The organism is Streptomyces sp. NPDC006174 (assembly GCF_040614075.1).
Classification (GTDB): Bacteria; Actinomycetota; Actinomycetes; order Streptomycetales; family Streptomycetaceae; genus Streptomyces.
This window is the reverse complement of the sequence record NZ_JBEXTJ010000002.1, coordinates 399,027-416,390: the sequence shown is the minus strand read 5'-3', so window position 1 is coordinate 416,390 and position 17,364 is coordinate 399,027. Positions and strand designations below refer to the sequence as shown.

Below are 17,364 nucleotides of genomic sequence, written 5' to 3'. Positions count from 1 at the left end.
CCGCGGTGGTCGGACGTGGTGTCGTCAGACCTCCTCGGTGCCACCGCTCTCCTCGTCGTCTGTCTTCTCTTCCTTGGCCGCCGCGGGCGTGGCGCCCGGCTGCGGCTCGGCGACGGCCACCCGCGCGGGGCGGATGGTGCGCTCGCCGATGCGATACCCCGGCTGGAGGATCGCCACGCAGGTCGTCTCGGTGACGTCCGGCGCGTAGCTGTGCATCAGGGCCTCGTGGATCGTCGGGTCGAAGGGCTCGCCCTCCTTGCCGAACTGCTGGAGGCCCAGCTTCGCGACGACCGTCTCCAGCGATTCGGCGACCGACTTGAAGCCGCCGAGCAGCTCGCCGTGCTCCCGTGCGCGGCCGACGTCGTCGAGTACGGGAAGGAGCTCGGACAGGAGGTTCGCGACGGCGATCTCCTTGACCGTGACCCGGTCCCGCTCCACGCGGCGGCGGTAGTTCTGGTACTCGGCCTGGAGCCGCTGGAGGTCCGCGGTGCGCTCGCCGAGCGCCGTACGGACCTGGTCCAGCTGGGCCGTCAGGCCGACGGTCGGATCGGTGTCCCCGGCCGGGGCCGCCGCCTCCTCCTCGGAGGGTGCGGCAACCTTCGGCTCGGCGTCATCAGGGGTGGCGCCGGAGGGGACGTCGGGCTTCTCCTCGAAGCCCGGAGTCTCCTCGGTCACGCCGCACCGCCCTTGGTGTCCTTCTCGTCGTCCACGATCTCGGCGTCGACGACATCGTCATCGGCCTTGGCCTGGCCGTCGCCGCCCGGAGCCTCGGCACCCGGCGTCGCACCCTCGGCCTGGGCGTTGGCGTACATCGCCTGGCCCAGCTTCTGGGAGACGGCCGCGACCTTCTCGGTGGCCGTACGGATCTCGGCGGTGTCCTCGCCCTTGAGCTTCTCCTTCAGCTCGCCGACAGCGGTCTCCACCTCCGTCTTCACGTCACCGGGGACCTTGTCCTCGTTGTCCTTGAGGAACTTCTCCGTCTGGTAGACGAGCTGCTCGCCCTGGTTGCGCGACTCGGCGGCCTCGCGGCGGGCGTGGTCCTCCTCCGCGTACTTCTCGGCCTCTTCGCGCATCCGGTTGACCTCGTCCTTCGGCAGCGAGGAGCCGCCGGTGACGGTCATCTTCTGCTCCTTGCCGGTGCCGAGGTCCTTGGCGGCGACGTGCATGATGCCGTTGGCGTCGATGTCGAAGGCGACCTCGATCTGCGGCACACCACGCGGGGCCGGCGGCAGACCGGTCAGCTCGAACATCCCGAGCTTCTTGTTGTACGCCGCGATCTCGCGCTCGCCCTGGTAGACCTGGATCTGCACGGACGGCTGGTTGTCCTCGGCCGTCGTGAAGATCTCGGAACGCTTGGTCGGGATCGTGGTGTTGCGCTCGATGAGCTTGGTCATGATCCCTCCCTTGGTCTCGATGCCGAGGGACAGCGGAGTGACGTCGAGGAGCAGGACGTCCTTGACCTCGCCCTTGAGGACACCGGCCTGGAGCGAGGCACCGATGGCGACGACCTCGTCCGGGTTCACACCCTTGTTGGCGTCCTGGCCTCCGGTCAGCTCCTTGACGAGCTCGGCGACGGCCGGCATACGGGTGGAGCCACCGACGAGAACGACGTGGTCGATCTCGGAGAGCTGGATGCCCGCGTCCTTGATGACGTTGTGGAACGGGGTCTTGCAGCGGTCCAGGAGGTCCGAGGTCAGCTGCTGGAACTGCGAGCGCGTGAGCTTCTCGTCCAGGTGCAGCGGGCCCTCGGCGGACGCCGTGATGTAGGGCAGGTTGATCGTGGTCTCGGTCGAGGACGAGAGCTCGATCTTCGCCTTCTCCGCGGCCTCGCGGAGACGCTGGAGAGCCATCTTGTCCTTGGACAGGTCCACGCCGTGCCCGTTTGCGAACTGCTTCACCAGGTAGTCGACGACGCGCTGGTCCCAGTCGTCACCACCGAGGTGGTTGTCACCGTTGGTGGCCTTCACCTCGACGACGCCGTCACCGATCTCCAGGAGCGACACGTCGAAGGTGCCGCCACCGAGGTCGAAGACGAGGATCGTCTGGTCGTCCTTGTCCAGGCCGTACGCCAGAGCGGCGGCGGTCGGCTCGTTGACGATGCGCAGGACGTTGAGGCCCGCGATCTCACCGGCCTCCTTGGTCGCCTGACGCTCGGAGTCGTTGAAGTACGCCGGGACGGTGATGACCGCGTCGGTCACCTTCTCGCCCAGGTACGACTCGGCGTCGCGCTTCAGCTTCTGCAGGATGAAGGCGCTCATCTGCTGCGGGTTGAAGCTCTTGCCGTCGAGGTCGATCTTCCAGTCCGTGCCCATGTGGCGCTTGACGGAGCGGATGGTCCTGTCGACGTTGGTGACCGCCTGGCGCTTGGCCACCTCGCCGACGAGCACCTCGCCGTTCTTGGCGAAGGCGACGACGGACGGCGTGGTCCTGGCGCCTTCGGCGTTGGTGATGACGGTGGGCTCGCCGCCTTCGAGAACGCTGACGACGGAGTTAGTCGTGCCCAGGTCGATGCCGACCGCACGTGCCATTTCAATTCCTCCAACTGACTACTTGAGTGGATCTGACTCAAGGATGCACGACACCGGTCCCGGAGTCAACAGACCTGAGTCGACTCCACTCAACTTAGGTGCCGGTACGCGTCACCATCGCGCCGCTCCCCCGACCCACCATCCCACCGTGGGATCGTTCTGTCACAAAATGCCGCGAGACGGTCGCAAACGTCATCGATCGGCTGGTACGGGCACACACATCATCGGACTCCGAACACCGGGCGGGCGCGATGCGGAACGCGAGACAGCGGCGCGTGCGACAGAAGAACCAGAGGAAGAAGCAGCGGCAGAGGCAGCAGGAACGGCACGAACAGCAGAGGCAGCAAGCGCGGCAGCAGCCCCAGCTCCGGCCCGAAGCCGCGGCCGAACCCCGGACACCCCCGCCACCACCGCCCCCGCCCTCACTCCCGTACGCCACCGAGCCCTCCACCCCGCGAAGGCACGCCCCGCACCCCACCGGCACCGCCCGAGGCCACTTCCCCTCCCGCCCCGCCGCACACCTGGCCGGCCTCACCGACCGGGCCGGCCACCTCGCGGACCGCCTCACCCTCCGCGCATCACCTAAAAGGGTGCTGGACCTGACGCTCGGCACCGCCTTCCTGATCGCCACCGCGCCGGCCGTCGCCCTAGGAGCCCTCGCACTCGCACTCCGCCGGGGCCCCGGCAACGTATGGGAGCGCAGTTCTCGTACGGGGCTCGGCGGCCGGGTCTTCACGCTGCGCACCCTGCGCACCCGCCGGTTCCGGCTCGGCCTGCTCTCCCGGCTGCCGCATGTCGTCCGGGGCGACCTCTCCCTCGTAGGACCGGCCCCGCTGGCCCCGGACGACCCGCGCGCGGCGTGGTCCGGCGCCCGGCAGTGGCGGCACGAGCTGCGGCCGGGACTGACCGGACCGGCACAGGTGCGCGCCCGCTCCGGCATGCCGTGGGACGACCCCGCCCTGCTGGACCAGCACTACGCAGAGCACCATGGAGTGGTACTCGACCTCGCGATCCTCGCGGAAGCCGTACGCACCACCCTGCGGACGGCACCCGGGAAGGCACGGTCAACCAAGGCACACCTGAGCGACACAGATCACCGCCCGCCCGGCTACAGCCGGGTGGACTAAGTGGATAGTGTCAGCACAGACTAATTAAGTTACTGCTTAGTAGTAGTGGGCAGTCGTAACTGGATCCCGCTCTCGCAGGCCCGAGGAGCCCCGAAATGCAACTCGCCGCGATCATCGTGTCGCTGGTGCTGACGGTCGTCGGCGTTGCGCTCATCACCCGAGCCGTCGCGCAGATCTACCGCTTCGTCCGTCTCGGACAGCCGGTACCAGCAGGCAGCCGCACCGACGACCCCAAGGCCCGCACGATCACGCTGGCCAAGGAGTTCCTCGGCCACACCCGGATGAACCGGTGGGGCATCGTCGGCTTCGCGCACTGGTTCGTCGCGATCGGCTTCCTGACGCTGCCGCCGACGCTGCTCCAGGCGTACGGGCAGCTCTTCCAGGCCGACTGGGTGCTGCCGATCATCGGCACGTTCCTGCCGTTCGAGATGTACATCGAGTTCATCGGCCTGATGACGGTCGTCGGCATCGTCGCGCTGATGGTGATCCGGCTGCTGAACCTGCCGTCCCGGGCCGGCCGCAAGTCGCGCTTCACCGGCTCGAAGGCCTGGCAGGCGTACTTCGTCGAGTACATCATCCTGATCATCGGCCTCGCGATCCTCACGCTGCGCGGCCTCGAGGGCGCGATCCACCACGTCGACAGCTACGGCGCCGCGTACTTCGTGTCGTACCCGCTGGTCCTCGCCTTCAAGGGCCTGAGCATCAGCACGCTCCAGACGCTCATCTACTTCACCGCGATGATCAAGATCGGCACCTCGCTGATCTGGATGATCACGGTCTCGCTCAACACCAACATGGGTGTCGCCTGGCACCGCTTCCTCGGCTTCCCGAACATCTGGTTCAAGCGGAACGCCGACGGCGAGGTCGCGCTCGGCGCGCTCCAGCCGATGACGTCGGGCGGCAAGGAGATCGACTTCGAGGACCCGGGCGACGACGACACCTTCGGTGTCTCCCAGGTCGAGCAGTTCTCCTGGAAGGGCATCCTCGACTTCTCCACCTGCACCGAGTGCGGCCGCTGCCAGTCGCAGTGCCCCGCGTGGAACACCGGCAAGCCGCTCTCGCCGAAGCTCCTGATCATGTCGCTGCGCGACCACGCGCACGCCAAGGCGCCGTACCTGCTCGCCGGCGGCGGCAAGGACATGGAAGGCAACGAGAAGGCCACCGAGGAGCAGCTCAAGGACGTCCCCGCCTCCGCTCTCGCCGAGGCCGAGCGCCCGCTGATCGGCACCGCCGAGGAGAACGGCGTCATCGACCCGGACGTCCTCTGGTCCTGCACCACCTGCGGCGCCTGCGTCGAGCAGTGCCCGGTCGACATCGAGCACATCGACCACATCGTCGACATGCGCCGCTACCAGGTGATGATCGAGTCCGCGTTCCCGTCCGAGGCGGGCACGATGCTCAAGAACCTGGAGAAGAAGGGCAACCCCTGGGGGCTGGCCAAGAAGCAGCGCGTGGAGTGGACCAAGGAGGTCGACTTCGAGGTCCCGATCGTCGGCAAGGACGTCGAGGACCTCACCGAGGTCGACTACCTGTACTGGGTCGGCTGCGCCGGCGCGCTGGAGGACCGGGCCAAGAAGACCACCAAGGCCTTCGCGGAGCTGCTGCACATCGCGGGCGTCAAGTTCGCGATCATGGGCGGCGACGAGAAGTGCACCGGTGACTCCGCCCGCCGCCTGGGCAACGAGCCGCTCTTCCAGCAGCTCGGCCAGGAGAACGTGGCCATGCTGAACATGGCGTACGGCGAGGACGACGAGGACGCGACGACGAAGAAGCCCAAGTCGTCGAAGAAGATCGTCGCGACCTGCCCGCACTGCTTCAACACGATCGCGAACGAGTACCCGCAGCTCGGCGGCGAGTACGAGGTCATCCACCACACGCAGCTGCTCCAGCACCTCATCGACGAGGGCAAGCTGATCCCGGTGACCCCGGTCGAGGGTCTGATCACGTACCACGACCCGTGCTACCTGGGCCGTCACAACAAGATCTACACGCCGCCGCGCGAGATCATCGCGAAGGTGCCGGGTCTGCGGAACGAGGAGATGCACCGCCACAAGGAGCGCGGCTTCTGCTGCGGCGCCGGTGGTGCCCGGATGTGGATGGAGGAGCGGATCGGCAAGCGCGTCAACAACGAGCGCGTCGACGAGGCCCTCGCCCTCAACCCGGACATCGTCTCCACCGCCTGCCCGTTCTGCCTCGTCATGCTGACCGACTCGGTCAACGGCAAGAAGAACGACGGCCAGGCCAAGGAGTCCATCCAGGTCGTGGACGTCTCGCAGCTCCTCCTGGAGTCGGTGAAGACCCCGGCCGATCCGGCGGGCGAGCCGGAGCAGGTGGACGCACCGGAGCCCGAACCGGCAAAGTGACGTGACGCATCGGCGTGATGAGCGGCCGGACCTGCCTCGGGGGCAGGACCGGCCGCTCTTTCCGTGCCGCATGCGGAGCACGACGAGGCCCGGTCTTTCCGCGCCGCGGCCGGAGCACGACGAGGCCCGGTCTCGGCGGACGACCCGGTCCCTGACGTCCTCCACGACGCTTTTCCTCCCCTGAGCGGCCCTGCGGAGACCCCTGAAATCCCCTGCCCGCGCCCCCTAGGGGATGTCACAGCTCGGCCGCAATGGCACACGGGTTCCCCGGCCCACACCCCCTGCCGACGGGGACCAGGTACGTTCGACGGGTGGCTGGATTCAGGATCGGACGCGGCCGGGACAACCGCACCCCGCAACAACCGCAGCAGCAGCGGCAGCAGCCGTACGGAGGGCAGGCACCACAGCCGCCGTACGGAGCTCAGCCGTGGCCGACGGCAGGAGGCGGCGCGCCCCCGCAGTACGGAGCGCCGCAGGGCACCCCGTACAACGGCGGCGGCCATCCGGGCGGCGGACACGACGGCAGACACGGCGGACACGGCCAGGGCCCCAACGGGACGCGCGGCGGACACGGCGAGCCGGAGTACTTCGGCGACCCCTACGCCGGCGACCCCGCGCCCCACGACCCGTACGCCAACAACCCGGGTCACACGCAGGCGTTCAGCATCGACGACCCGTACGGCGACGGCAACACCTACCGCGCCGGCTCCGCCCCCGCCCAGCCCGCCGGCCCGCGGCTGCCGTGGAAGGCGCTGCTGACCGGCATCGTGACGCGCCCCGGCCCGACGTTCTGGCAGATGCGGGACTACGCGGTCTGGGGCCCGGCGCTGATCGTCACGTTCCTCTACGGCCTGCTCGCGCTGTTCGGCTTCGACCAGGCACGCGACGAGGCGATCAACGCGACGATCTCGACGGCGATCCCGTACGTCCTCTTCACCGGCGTCGGCTTCGTCATCGGCGGCCTGGTCCTCGGCGCGGTGACCAACGCCCTGGCCCGTCAGCTCGGCGGCACGGGCGCGTGGCAGCCGACGGTGGGCCTGTCGATGCTGATCATGTCGATCACGGACGCTCCGAGGCTGCTCTTCGCCGTCTTCCTGGGCGGCGAGAACTCCCTGGTCCAGATCATGGGCTGGCTGACCTGGCTGGCGGCCGGCGCGCTGTTCACGTCGATGGTGAGCAAGTCGCACGACCTGCCGTGGCCGAAGGCGCTGGGCGCGTCGACGATCCAGCTGCTGGCGCTGCTGTCGATCATCAAGCTGGGCACGATCTGAGGCGCTGATGGAGGAGGCCTCCGGGAGCGCGCGTCCTGCGCTCCCGGAGGCCTCCCCACGTACGTACTACGTACGTACAGGGATCACGCGTCCAGAACCTGGCCGTCCCGCCGGACGACGGGCTTCTCGACGCTCCAAGGGAAGTTGATCCACTGGTCGGTCTTCTTCCACACGTACTCGCACTTCACGAGGGAGTGGGACTTCTCGTAGATGACGGCGCTGCGGACCTCGGCGACGTGGTCGACGCAGAAGTCATGGACGAGCTTGAGAGTCTTGCCCGTGTCGGCGACATCGTCGGCGATCAGGACCTTCTTGTCGGAGAAGTCGATCGCGTTGGGGACGGGCGCCAGCATGACGGGCATCTCCAGGGTGGTCCCGACCCCGGTGTAGAACTCCACGTTGACGAGGTGGATGTTCTTGCAGTCGAGGGCGTAGGCGAGCCCGCCGGCGACGAAGACACCACCGCGAGCGATGCTCAGCACGACATCAGGCTCGTACCCGTCGTCGGCAACGGCCTGCGCGAGCTCGCGCACGGCCCGTCCGAAGCCTTCGTAGGTGAGGTTTTCCCGCACGTCACTGGTCATGGTCGATCACACCTGGGTCCGATGGAAGTTCTGGAAGGACCGCGAGGCCGTCGGCCCCCGCTGGCCCTGGTACCGCGACTCGTACCGCTCGGAGCCGTAAGGGAACTCGGCGGACGAGGTCAGCTTGAACAGACACAGCTGCCCGATCTTCATCCCCGGCCAGAGCTTTATCGGCAGGGTCGCGAGGTTCGACAGCTCCAGGGTCACGTGCCCGGAGAACCCGGGGTCGATGAACCCGGCGGTCGAGTGCGTCACCAGACCGAGCCGCCCGAGCGAACTCTTCCCCTCCAGCCGCGAGGCCAGGTCGTCGGGGAGCGAGATCACCTCGTACGTGGACGCCAGCACGAACTCGCCGGGGTGCAGGATGAACGCCTCATCGCCCTCCGGCTCGACGGTGCGCGTGAGGTCCGGCTGTTCCACGGCGGGGTCGATGTGCGGGTACCGGTGGTTCTCGAACACCCGGAAGTAGCGGTCCAGCCGCACGTCGATGCTCGACGGCTGCACCATCGAAGGGTCGTACGGATCGATACGGACTCGCCCGGCGTCGATCTCGGCCCGGATGTCCTTGTCTGAGAGAAGCACGCCCCGAGGATACGCAGAAGCCACGAGCCCGCCCCAACCGGACCGGCGCCCGTGCCTTCCGCCGCTACCCCTACCGCTTCTCGAACCCCACAGGAACGGCCTGCCGCAACCGGGCGCACCGGGGACACCGGATCAACCGCCCCGGCCCGATCCGGTCGGCCCCGAGCTGCTGCATCGGGAACGACGAGGTAGCGAAAACGTGCCCTTCGGCACAGCGGACGACGGTGCGCTCCATCGACTCCATCAAGTCCCTTCCCCAACCACACATGGACGAGAAAGCCACATTAGGGGATGAACAGGACGCCACCACAAGCGGCACTCCGCCTTCTCACGCTACGCCCTCAACTCCCCTCCACCACAACCGCGTCCACCCCGCGCCCGGCATGAACCACACGACGAACAGGCCCTGCGGCTCATCCGCCCGGGGCCTGGCATGGGGTACAGTGTGTGACGATGCAGCGCGGATCGTCAGCGCGCTTCGCGGGTGTAGTTTAATGGTAGAACATGAGCTTCCCAAGCTCAGAGCGCGAGTTCGATTCTCGTCACCCGCTCCACATGAAAGCCCCAGGCCAACGGCCCGGGGCTTCTTTGTTGTCTAGACCTCTTGCCGGGTGTCGTGCCCTCCGCGTGCCCCAAGTCGCGCCAGTACGCACCCGAAGGGCCTAGCGGCCAACGCGATTCCGTCGGGCAAGTTCAAAGCAAGTCAGTGCGCGGAGTCTTGCGACATCGTCTCTCGTGAACACGGCGCGCGCTCGCGCCTCCCTTGGCATGCTTGCGGCCTACAGGTCGGCCAGAAAGAGCCGTCGCACTACACGAGGGGTTGGGTTGGAGTTCCGGGTCCTGGAGTGGCGTGAAGTGATTCCACAGGCGCACGGCGCCTACTTGACGAAGGACAGCTGGGACGACCACGGGTTCGTCACCACCTTCAACCTCTCAGTACGCATGCTGGACAGCCTCGTGGTCCAGATCGGTTTCCTGCGCATCGGGCACGCCGAGATGACGGCAACCGGGTGGTTTCGCACATCAGACCGACTGCCGGCTCGTTTCGAGTCCCTGGAGGGCGGCTACTTCAGCCTGGGGATGGAGGATGACTACTACGAAACGCTGCGGCTCCGCCTCGGCCGAACCTTGGCTCACGAGATCCTGTACGCGCTGAATGACGCGGCCTACGCCGAAGTACCGGACCAGGCGACAGCTGACCTGCCAGTGTTCTCTACATCCCTCCTGCGCGGGCGAACACTCACGGATCTGGATCGCACCCGGCGCGTCGCCCTGGGGATCCGCGCCCGAATTGTCCCTTTCAGCTGGTCGTACACGCCCGAACAAAAGGGGCTGCTTCCTGCCCACGAGTTCACATTCGAGTCGACGCCGGGAACGCTGCCACCGAGCAACCTGCACGCGCTGATCGGCCGCAACGGAGTCGGGAAGTCGAGTCTGCTCCACGGCATAGCTTCGGCCGTTGCAAGCGTAGAACTCGACATCGAGGCCGGCTCTGGTCCCGGGGACGAAGCTGGCCGCTTTGCCAGCTGCGTGGTCATCAGTTTCAGCCCCTTCGACCGTCGCGCCTTCATCGTCCCAGCCGAGGCGGAGATGCCGTTCCACTTCATCCGTCTCCGACACCCGGTGGAAAACCGGCTCAAGTCCGACGAGGAGCTCAAGGAGGAGTTCGTCCACAGCTTCGCCATTGCGCGGGTCGGGGCACGAGGTATCCGCTGGCGTCAGGCCATCGAGATCCTCAACTACGGGGCGAGCGGGTTTCTCGACGAGGACATGGAGGTGATCGAAGCCATGATCAGGGAGGGTCGTCCGGAGACCCTCGCAACGGAGATGGGCAAGGTCTTCGAGAGTCTGAGCTCTGGTCACGCGGCGGTGCTGTTGATGGTGACCCGGCTGATCGAAGTGGTTGGCGAGCGCACCCTCGTTCTGATCGACGAACCAGAGACACACCTACACCCTCCCCTGCTCGCAGCGCTGACGAACGCGCTGTCGAGGCTGCTCGCCGATCGCAATGGCATGGCGGTGGTCGCTACCCATTCCCCCGTCGTGCTGCAAGAGGTCCCGGCGTCCTGTGTGTGGGCCATGGACCGCCACGGGGACGAACTCACCGCCCGTCGTCCCGACCTTGAGACCTACGGCGAGAGTGTTGGCGAGTTGACGTACGACGTGTTTGGCCTGGAGGTTTCCTCGACGGGCTTTCACGCGGCGATTGCCGCGGAGGTCGCGCGCGGCGGAACCTATGAGGAGATCACGAGTCGGTTTACAGGCTTGGGCGCTGAGGCCCGAGCTCTTCTCCGTGCGATGACGTTCTCGCGTGCACGAGAGGAACGCTAATGCGGTGGCCGGAGAAGCCGACGATCACCGTGGAGGAAATCGTGAGGGCCTGTACTCCCTGGCTGACGAAACAAGGCTGGGATGAGGCCATGCAAACTCGGCTTCCTGAGCTCAAAGGACAGGAGAGGCGATACCGGGCTCAGGGTGAATCGGGCAACCTGTTTGAGCTACTACTCTCCGAGTTCGGCGGTCAGTGCAATGACGAAGAGAAGGACCGCCTCATAGCCACCTACGACAGAGCGCTCGTCGGTGGGGGAGGCCGCAAGCTCTACGACGCGCTCAAAGCGGCAGCAATCTACGGCTGCACCATATGTGGGGTTGCCAAGCCGGAAACGATCGACCATCACGCCCCGAAAACTATCTTCCCCCTCTTGGCACTCACGCCCCTGAATCTCGTACCTGCCTGTGGGCCCTGCAACCAAGGCAAGGGCAGATCCTTCTCCACCGACCCTGCCAGGGAGCCGTTCCACCCTTACTTCGATGACCTGGGAAGCGACCGGTGGCTGTTCGCCGATATCCGCCCTGTCAACGAAGGCGCTGTCGCAGAGTTCTCCGTGTGCCCTCCGAAGGACTGGCCGAAGCTCAAGGCCCAGCGGCTGGCTCACCACTTCACAAGCAACAAGCTCGGTACCATGTTCATGTTCGAGGCGTCCCGCCATCTGGCGGCCCGGCGCAGAAAGGACGCCCGTACTTACGAACGCTCGGGCCCTGAGGCGCTGCGACTCGTACTCGTAGACGACGCCGAAAGCATTGCAGCCGTCGACCCGAACGACTGGGAAACGGCTTGGCTCTACGCCCTAGCCGAGTGCGACTGGTACCTCAATGGCGGCATGAACGAGATATGACCAGGCACCGCCGCGACCTGAAGCGAGCTTGAGACGGGCAGCGCGATTCTTCCACTGTTCACACCATGCTCCGCAGGAAACTGCCTAGGCTTGTGGGCAGGTAGACCCGTATGCGTGGCCGGCCCGTGGTACCAACCACGTGGCCCGGAGTAGCCGGACAAACCCCGCCCCGGAACCACCGCCATCCCAGACGCCTCGCCGCAATGGATAACGGGCGCGCCTGAAGCCTGCCGTGTTCGGCACGCCTGGACCAGATCGACGCTGTGGCGTGACCGCCAGACCGCTTTCGCCACAAGACTCCAGCTCACCGCAATCTCGCCGGATAGACCGCACGGGCCACTTCCGACGTGCCACGATGGGGGAGCTCAAGCAAGCCGAGCACAAGGTCAGCGGCAGGGGCGGGAATCCCTGTCCCAGGTCTTCGATCCCTGGGTCGACGTGCCAGGAGAACGGAAACGCCGGAAACCCTCAGCACCGCAGAGATCCACGCTCGACATCTTGGAGGCAGCCGGTTGTTGCGGGTCGGCTCCGCGCGGATCTGAAACGTCGGCAGGTCCTCAGCTAATGGCCACTGTCATCAGGTGGTCGAGCTGAGGCTGACCTGCCACTGAGGCTGATCTACCCCGGGATCGACCACCGCGAGTTGGATTGGGTGGAGACCTGCATGACACCGGACTTCCGGACCCGGCTGATGCTTGTCGTCATCGCCATGCTGCTGTCCCTCGTGGTCGCTCTTGCGACAGCATTCGTTTTCTACGCCGCCAAGGAAAGCTTCCTAGTCACGTTGACTGCCGGAGGCGGCGCCTTTGTCGCCACAATGATGCTGGCCCTCGGAGTGTTCTCACTGTTCTCCCAATAGGGCGCGCCATCAAGCCGTCAAACTGAGATGGGGGGCGGGCCACTACGGTGGCCCGCCCCCCCCATCTGCACCTGACACAACACAAGATCATGACAGGTGAGCAGCCAGCCGCCGCACTTCAGGCAGTCGGGATCTTCTCGGTGCTCTGTCGCTCGTCACCCCTTGTACTCAGCGGCTTGCAGGCGTTGGGAGCGCACCCGCTTATCCAGCCCCTCCGCCACCTCCCGCTGCCGTTCCCCATCGGAGTGCTGGTAGATCAGCGCCGCCTTCTCCGAGGACTGGCCGGCGCGGACCATCGTGTCCTTGAGCGTGGCCCCCGACTGGGTGGACAAGGTGTGGCCGGTGTGGCGGAGGTCGTAGAAGCGGAAGTCCTCCGGCAGGCCCACCTTGGCGCGGGCCCTGCGCCACTTGCGGCCGAAGGTGGACCGCCGGAATGGCGCGCCCCGCTCGCCGACGAACAGGAGGCCGTTGGGCTCCTTCTCCGCGTACCAGTCCAGGTGGCGTTTCACCTCGATGTGCAAGAAGGCCGGGAGGAAGACGGTTCGGCGTCCGGCGGTCGACTTCGTGTCGCCCTCGACCCGGCGGCCTGTGGTCAGCTCCGGCGCGGCGTCGCTGATCCTGGCCGCGAGCGGTTCGAGCGTGACGTCGGGCCGCCGCAGTGCCGCCTGCTCCTCCGGCCGCATCGGCCCGTAGGCGCCGAAGTAGACCATCAGCCGCCACCTGGGGCCCATGGCATCCGCGAGCGCGTCGACCTGTTCGACGGTGGCGGTGGGGCGTTCCTTCGCCCTTTCGCTGCCGGCGCCCCTGATCCGGCAGGGGTTGCGGCGGATCAGCTCGTCGTCGGCGGCCGTCTCCATGATGGCCTTGAGGAGGCGGTACGACTTGGCGACGGTCGTCGCACCGGTTGCCTCCAGCCGTTCGGCCCGCCAGGTGCGCACACCGGGCGGTGTGATGTCGTCCAGGTTCACCGAGGCGAACGTGGGCAGCAGGTGCAACCGCAGGAGCCTGCGATACAGCTCCTCCGTGGTGGCCGAGAGGCCGCGCTCCTCGACCCACTGGACCGCGTAGGCAGCGAAATTGACCGCCCCGGCGTCCGGGTCAACCCAGTGCTTGCGCTCGATGTCGGCCTGGGTGAGCGTGAGCCAGGTCTGGGCGTCCGTGCGCGTCGAGAAAGTCTCCGGGGCCGTACGGCGGCTGCCGTCCGGGGCCCAGTAGCGTGCCTGCCAGCGCCCCGAAGGCAGTTGGCGGACCGTGCCGAATTCACGCCGCCTCTGCGGCTTGCGGGTGGCCATCAGGCGGCCTTCCCGTAGCGGGAACGCTCATCGCGGAGAGTCGGCACGGTGCGCTCCTCGATGTATGCGGCGATGGCGCTCTCGGGTATCCGCACGGGCTTGCCGAGCTTGACGTAGCGGATACGGCGCTCTTGGACGAGTCGCCGGATGAAGCGCACGCCGGTGCCGAGGCGGTGGGCAGCCTGCTCCACGGTGAGGAGGGGGTCGGTGGTGGTCACCTCCTCCGGCTGGAGGGTGCGCTGAGCAGGGACGTGCGGTATCGCCGAAGGGCGCAAAGTTGGTGCTCCGGTTCTGGCCGGCGGGCAGGGCGGCAACCCTGGGCTGGCCTGGTGTCGTTCAGGGATGGGACGGGTGATGCGTCCGCAGCGGGGGTTTGCGTTCCCACTGCGGCGGCTGGATCGGTTCGCTACGCGTCGGAAGCGGGACCGTACTCCTTGTTGACCTTGATCAGCTCGGTCGCGATGGCGTTGGAGACCATCACGTCGGCTTCCTCACGGATGTCCGGGTGGTCGGCGAGGTAGGCATCGAGCTGGTCGCGGGCTCTCCGTGCCTCGTGGTTGGCGCGGTTGGAGGCCCGATAGGTGGCGACGACGTTGTCGATCAGCTCCATGGCGCGGCCCATGGTCGCCAGGCTGGGCGGCCCGACGAAGTTGCTGAGCGGGACGCCGAAGATCTCGGCGAAGCCGATGGCCTCGTCGAGGTTGATGCGTCGCTTGCGGTTCTCGATACGCCACACCGCGGACGGGTTCATGTCGAACCCGGCCTCATTCATGTGGTCGGAGAGCGTCGTGGTGCTCCAGCCGCGCTTCTCTCGTTCCAGCTTGATCCGCACGGTGGCGTTCTCTTCGCCGCTGAGGAGCACCCCCTCGGAGCCCTCTTCGTCATCCGACATCGCCGCCTCCTCTCACTCTCCGCGTTCACCGCCACTTCGGCGCATGCCATAACGCTAGCATCGCTTCTGCTAATCGCAAAGCGCTATGCGATCCGCAGAGATGGTGGTACAGTTGAAACTCCCCAGCAGACCGCATCGGTCCGCCGGCGCGCGCTTCGACCTGCCCAGAAGCACAAAAAGCCCCCCGGTGACCCAACACCGAGGGGCTCAGCGCGCAAACCTCATGCCGCCCATCCCTGAACGACTGACCTGCAAGCCGGGATTGCCGTCCCATTGGCCTGCAAGTAGAGGAGCTACATGTCCAGTATGGACGACCCCGCCCCCAGGACGCCATCTCTTCCCGTCGGCGCAACCGCCTGGCCGCCCGTGGCCGTACCCGGCCGCCCTCGTCCCGACGAGGACGGGCCCTCCTCCGAACAGCACCACCTCGCCTCCGCCTCCGAAGGCGAAGAAGTCCTCACGGCGCTGCGGGAGCAGATCCTGCGGTACGTGGTGATGCCGAGCGAGGAGGCATCAGTGGCGGTGACGTTGTGGGTGGCGGCGACGCACCTGCAGACGGCATGGCAGCACGCGCCGCGTTTGGCGGTGGTGGGGCCTGCGAAGCGGTGCGGTAAGTCACGGCTCCTGGACGTGATCACCGAGAGCGTCCACGATCCGCTCATCACGGTCAACGCCTCGGCCGCCGCGGTGTTCCGGTCGATCACCGATACCCCGCCCACCCTGCTGGTCGACGAGGCCGACACCCTTTTCGGGTCCGCGAAGGTCGCGGAGAAGAACGAGGAGATGCGCGGCCTGCTCAACGCCGGTCACCAGCGCAACCGCCCGACCCTGCGGGTCTCAGGACCCAACCACGAGGTGTCGAAGTTCCCCACTTTCGCCATGGCAGCCCTCGCCGGGATCGGAGACCTGCCTGACACGATCATGGACCGCTCGGTCGTGATCCGTATGCGGCGCCGCATGCCGGGCGAGAAGGTCGCCGAATTCCGTACCTTCCGCGATACCCCGCCCCTCCACGCCCTGCGCGAGCGACTCGCCGCATGGCTGGGCCCACTCCACGCCAGCGCGATGGAACTGACACCCTCCATGCCGGTCGAAGACCGGGCGGCCGACACCTGGCAGCCACTGGTCGCAGTCGCCGACCTCGCCGGCGGCACGTGGCCTTCCCTCGCCCGCAATGCTTGCCGGGTCATGGCAAAGCACGAGGCCGAACAGGACCAGGACCGGAGCAGCCTGGGCATCCGCCTCCTGGCCGACGTCCGCCGCGCCTTCGCCTCCGAGGGCAACCCACCAGCGCTGCGCACCAGTCGGCTCCTGGACATCCTCAACCAGGACGCCGAGACCCCCTGGCCGGAGTACACCGCCAACGGCCTCACTCCACGGGGCCTGCAGATCCTGCTCAACGAGTACGGCATCAGCTCTGCCCCCAAGCGCTTCCACGGCAACGTCCAGGCTCGGGGCTACACCCGTCGGCACTTCGCCGACGCCTGGGCCCGCTACTGCCCCGAGCCCGCACCCGAAGCCGCGACCGGGGCCTGACCCTGCACGACCCGTCACGACTCGTCTCCGCGCAGGTCAAAGCGGTGACAGGTCGAGATCCGGTGACGAGTCGTCTCGACGTCACCGCCAGACCCGCATCTGCCCTGACCAGGCATGCGACATGTCGTGACGGGTCCTCGCGCCCCTGGGCCGAACCTCGCACCTCTTGGAGCACTCCCCCTTGCCTTCACCCACTCTCGCCGCAGGACCGTCGACCGCGCTGCCGCCCTTGGCACCGGCCATCCGCACCGGTGTCGCACTGCTGGCCGTGGCCGCCTTCGCGCTTTCCTACGACGCCCTGCGCCAGATGGCCGCCGCCAGCCACGTCCATCCCGCGCTCACCTACGCCTTCCCGCTCGTCATCGACGGGTTCATCGCCATCGGGATCGGCGCGCTGCTCGTCCTACGGACCGCCCCCTTGTCCGCCCGTCTCTACGTCTCGGCACTGGTCGGCATCGCCACCGCCACCAGCATCTGGGCCAACGTCCTGCACGCCATCCGCCTCAACCAGCAGAACCGGCGCAGCGCACTCGCTCTCGACGACCTCACCGTCGGGGCCATCTCCGCCATCGCCCCGCTCGCCCTGGCCGGAGCCGTCCACCTCTACCTCCTAGTCCAACGGCGCCCTACGCGAACGATGCCCCGCCCCGAGGCGCACAAAGACGGAGCCACCTCTCCCGAAGACGGGGTGACCCCCACACCGGCCCCGGTGCCCGACGCCGATGTGGCCAAGGCCCCTGCGGTATCCGTGTCTCAGCCCACCCAGCCACGTGGCAAACGTCGCGGCCGACCGAGCGCCACCTTCGAGCAGGCAGTGGAGATCGGACGTACGGCCCCCACGGGACGTGGCGGCCAAATCTCTCGCCGCCACATCGAGGCGGCCGTCCACGCCAAGGGACTCGGCATCGGGCGGTCCCGCCTGGACGAGGTCAAGAACCTCCTCCAGGCCGAGCTCGACCAAGCCCGAACCACGGCGTAGGCCCGCGCCCTCCCGCCAACTGCTCGCCTCGGAATCGCCGGGGCGAGCACGGCTTCCCCTTCGTACGGTCAGAGAGCCCCTCATGCACGAACAGTCCACACACCCCCTCCCCCACTCCTCTCGGCACCTGACCTCCACTCCAGCCCCAGGCGGAGCAAGGTATGGCGTTGGACCG

15 protein-coding genes and 1 tRNA gene are annotated in these 17,364 nt (G+C 67.3%); 9 read left to right on the top strand and 7 right to left on the bottom strand.

The annotated features are described in order from the left end of the window. Positions 1-24: 24 nt before the first annotated feature. Both grpE and dnaK read right to left on the bottom strand, forming a co-directional pair. Positions 25-675 carry a nucleotide exchange factor GrpE gene (gene grpE / locus ABZ267_RS06310; protein ID WP_356756037.1) on the bottom strand — a complete coding sequence of 217 codons (651 nt, stop codon included), beginning with the start codon at positions 673-675 and terminating at the stop codon, positions 25-27. Next, a complete protein-coding gene (gene dnaK / locus ABZ267_RS06305) occupies positions 672-2,528 on the bottom strand; it encodes a molecular chaperone DnaK (protein ID WP_356756035.1) in 1,857 nt (618 codons plus the stop codon). The genes grpE and dnaK overlap by 4 nt, the downstream gene beginning before the upstream one ends. 521 nt (positions 2,529-3,049) lie before the next feature. On the opposite strand from dnaK, the gene ABZ267_RS06300 reads away from it, so the two are divergent. The 3 genes from ABZ267_RS06300 (at position 3,050) to ABZ267_RS06290 (ending at position 7,289) form a co-directional block, all read left to right on the top strand. After that, positions 3,050-3,655 (top strand): sugar transferase, encoded by a 606-nt coding sequence (locus ABZ267_RS06300; RefSeq protein ID WP_356756137.1) that lies wholly within the window; start codon positions 3,050-3,052, stop codon positions 3,653-3,655. A gap of 95 nt (positions 3,656-3,750) precedes the next feature. Beyond that, positions 3,751-6,018 carry a (Fe-S)-binding protein gene (locus tag ABZ267_RS06295; RefSeq protein ID WP_356756033.1) on the top strand — a complete coding sequence of 756 codons (2,268 nt, stop codon included), beginning with the start codon at positions 3,751-3,753 and terminating at the stop codon, positions 6,016-6,018. Positions 6,019-6,329: 311 nt separating this feature from the next. Further along, a complete protein-coding gene (locus ABZ267_RS06290; RefSeq protein ID WP_356756031.1) occupies positions 6,330-7,289 on the top strand; it encodes a Yip1 family protein in 960 nt (319 codons plus the stop codon). Positions 7,290-7,372: 83 nt separating this feature from the next. Here ABZ267_RS06290 and ABZ267_RS06285 read toward each other — a convergent pair whose 3' ends face one another. After that, on the bottom strand, positions 7,373-7,873 hold the full coding sequence (locus tag ABZ267_RS06285) for a phosphoribosyltransferase (protein WP_010063158.1): 501 nt from the start codon (positions 7,871-7,873) through the stop codon (positions 7,373-7,375). A gap of 6 nt (positions 7,874-7,879) precedes the next feature. Then, positions 7,880-8,455: a dCTP deaminase gene (gene dcd / locus ABZ267_RS06280; RefSeq protein ID WP_003967584.1), complete on the bottom strand. Its 576-nt coding sequence runs from the start codon at positions 8,453-8,455 to the stop codon at positions 7,880-7,882. A gap of 480 nt (positions 8,456-8,935) precedes the next feature. Between dcd and ABZ267_RS06275 the strand changes: the two genes are divergently transcribed. The 4 genes from ABZ267_RS06275 to ABZ267_RS06260 all read left to right on the top strand — a co-directional run bounded on the left by ABZ267_RS06275 (position 8,936) and on the right by ABZ267_RS06260 (position 12,490). Beyond that, a tRNA-Gly gene (locus tag ABZ267_RS06275) sits at positions 8,936-9,009 on the top strand. 271 nt (positions 9,010-9,280) lie between these two features. Then, complete coding sequence (locus ABZ267_RS06270) at positions 9,281-10,786, top strand: AAA family ATPase (RefSeq protein WP_356756029.1); 1,506 nt, start codon at positions 9,281-9,283, stop codon at positions 10,784-10,786. Next, positions 10,786-11,631 (top strand): hypothetical protein, encoded by an 846-nt coding sequence (locus ABZ267_RS06265; protein WP_356756027.1) that lies wholly within the window; start codon positions 10,786-10,788, stop codon positions 11,629-11,631. The genes ABZ267_RS06270 and ABZ267_RS06265 overlap by 1 nt, the downstream gene beginning before the upstream one ends. Positions 11,632-12,295: 664 nt before the next feature. Then, on the top strand, positions 12,296-12,490 hold the full coding sequence (locus ABZ267_RS06260; protein WP_228868032.1) for a hypothetical protein: 195 nt from the start codon (positions 12,296-12,298) through the stop codon (positions 12,488-12,490). 155 nt (positions 12,491-12,645) lie between these two features. On the opposite strand, the gene ABZ267_RS06255 is transcribed toward ABZ267_RS06260, so the two are convergent. The 3 genes from ABZ267_RS06255 to ABZ267_RS06245 all read right to left on the bottom strand — a co-directional run bounded on the left by ABZ267_RS06255 (position 12,646) and on the right by ABZ267_RS06245 (position 14,674). Next, complete coding sequence (locus ABZ267_RS06255) at positions 12,646-13,782, bottom strand: tyrosine-type recombinase/integrase (protein WP_228868039.1); 1,137 nt, start codon at positions 13,780-13,782, stop codon at positions 12,646-12,648. Beyond that, complete coding sequence (locus tag ABZ267_RS06250) at positions 13,782-14,000, bottom strand: helix-turn-helix domain-containing protein (protein WP_070204304.1); 219 nt, start codon at positions 13,998-14,000, stop codon at positions 13,782-13,784. Before ABZ267_RS06250 ends, ABZ267_RS06255 begins: the two co-directional genes overlap by 1 nt. A gap of 188 nt (positions 14,001-14,188) precedes the next feature. After that, positions 14,189-14,674: a helix-turn-helix transcriptional regulator gene (locus tag ABZ267_RS06245; protein WP_282688831.1), complete on the bottom strand. Its 486-nt coding sequence runs from the start codon at positions 14,672-14,674 to the stop codon at positions 14,189-14,191. A 306-nt stretch (positions 14,675-14,980) separates the two neighbouring features. On the opposite strand from ABZ267_RS06245, the gene ABZ267_RS06240 reads away from it, so the two are divergent. Together ABZ267_RS06240 and ABZ267_RS06235 are read left to right on the top strand one after the other, a co-directional pair. Then, positions 14,981-16,210 carry a DUF3631 domain-containing protein gene (locus ABZ267_RS06240; protein WP_356750073.1) on the top strand — a complete coding sequence of 410 codons (1,230 nt, stop codon included), beginning with the start codon at positions 14,981-14,983 and terminating at the stop codon, positions 16,208-16,210. 145 nt (positions 16,211-16,355) lie between these two features. Then, positions 16,356-17,189, top strand: a complete 834-nt coding sequence (locus ABZ267_RS06235) for a DUF2637 domain-containing protein (protein ID WP_308123664.1) — start codon at positions 16,356-16,358, stop codon at positions 17,187-17,189. The last annotated feature ends 175 nt before the right edge of the window (positions 17,190-17,364 follow it).

Bases quoted from the DNA above. Each gene is read 5' to 3' on its own strand.
- dnaK (WP_356756035.1), bottom strand. From the start codon at position 2,528: ATGGCACGTGCGGTCGGCATCGACCTGGGCACGACTAACTCCGTCGTC.
- ABZ267_RS06255 (WP_228868039.1), bottom strand. From the start codon at position 13,782: ATGGCCACCCGCAAGCCGCAGAGGCGGCGTGAATTCGGCACGGTCCGC.
- ABZ267_RS06245 (WP_282688831.1), bottom strand. From the start codon at position 14,674: ATGTCGGATGACGAAGAGGGCTCCGAGGGGGTGCTCCTCAGCGGCGAA.
- ABZ267_RS06260 (WP_228868032.1), top strand. From the start codon at position 12,296: ATGACACCGGACTTCCGGACCCGGCTGATGCTTGTCGTCATCGCCATG.
- ABZ267_RS06295 (WP_356756033.1), top strand. From the start codon at position 3,751: ATGCAACTCGCCGCGATCATCGTGTCGCTGGTGCTGACGGTCGTCGGC.
- ABZ267_RS06240 (WP_356750073.1), top strand. From the start codon at position 14,981: ATGGACGACCCCGCCCCCAGGACGCCATCTCTTCCCGTCGGCGCAACC.
- ABZ267_RS06265 (WP_356756027.1), top strand. From the start codon at position 10,786: ATGCGGTGGCCGGAGAAGCCGACGATCACCGTGGAGGAAATCGTGAGG.
- ABZ267_RS06285 (WP_010063158.1), bottom strand. From the start codon at position 7,873: ATGACCAGTGACGTGCGGGAAAACCTCACCTACGAAGGCTTCGGACGG.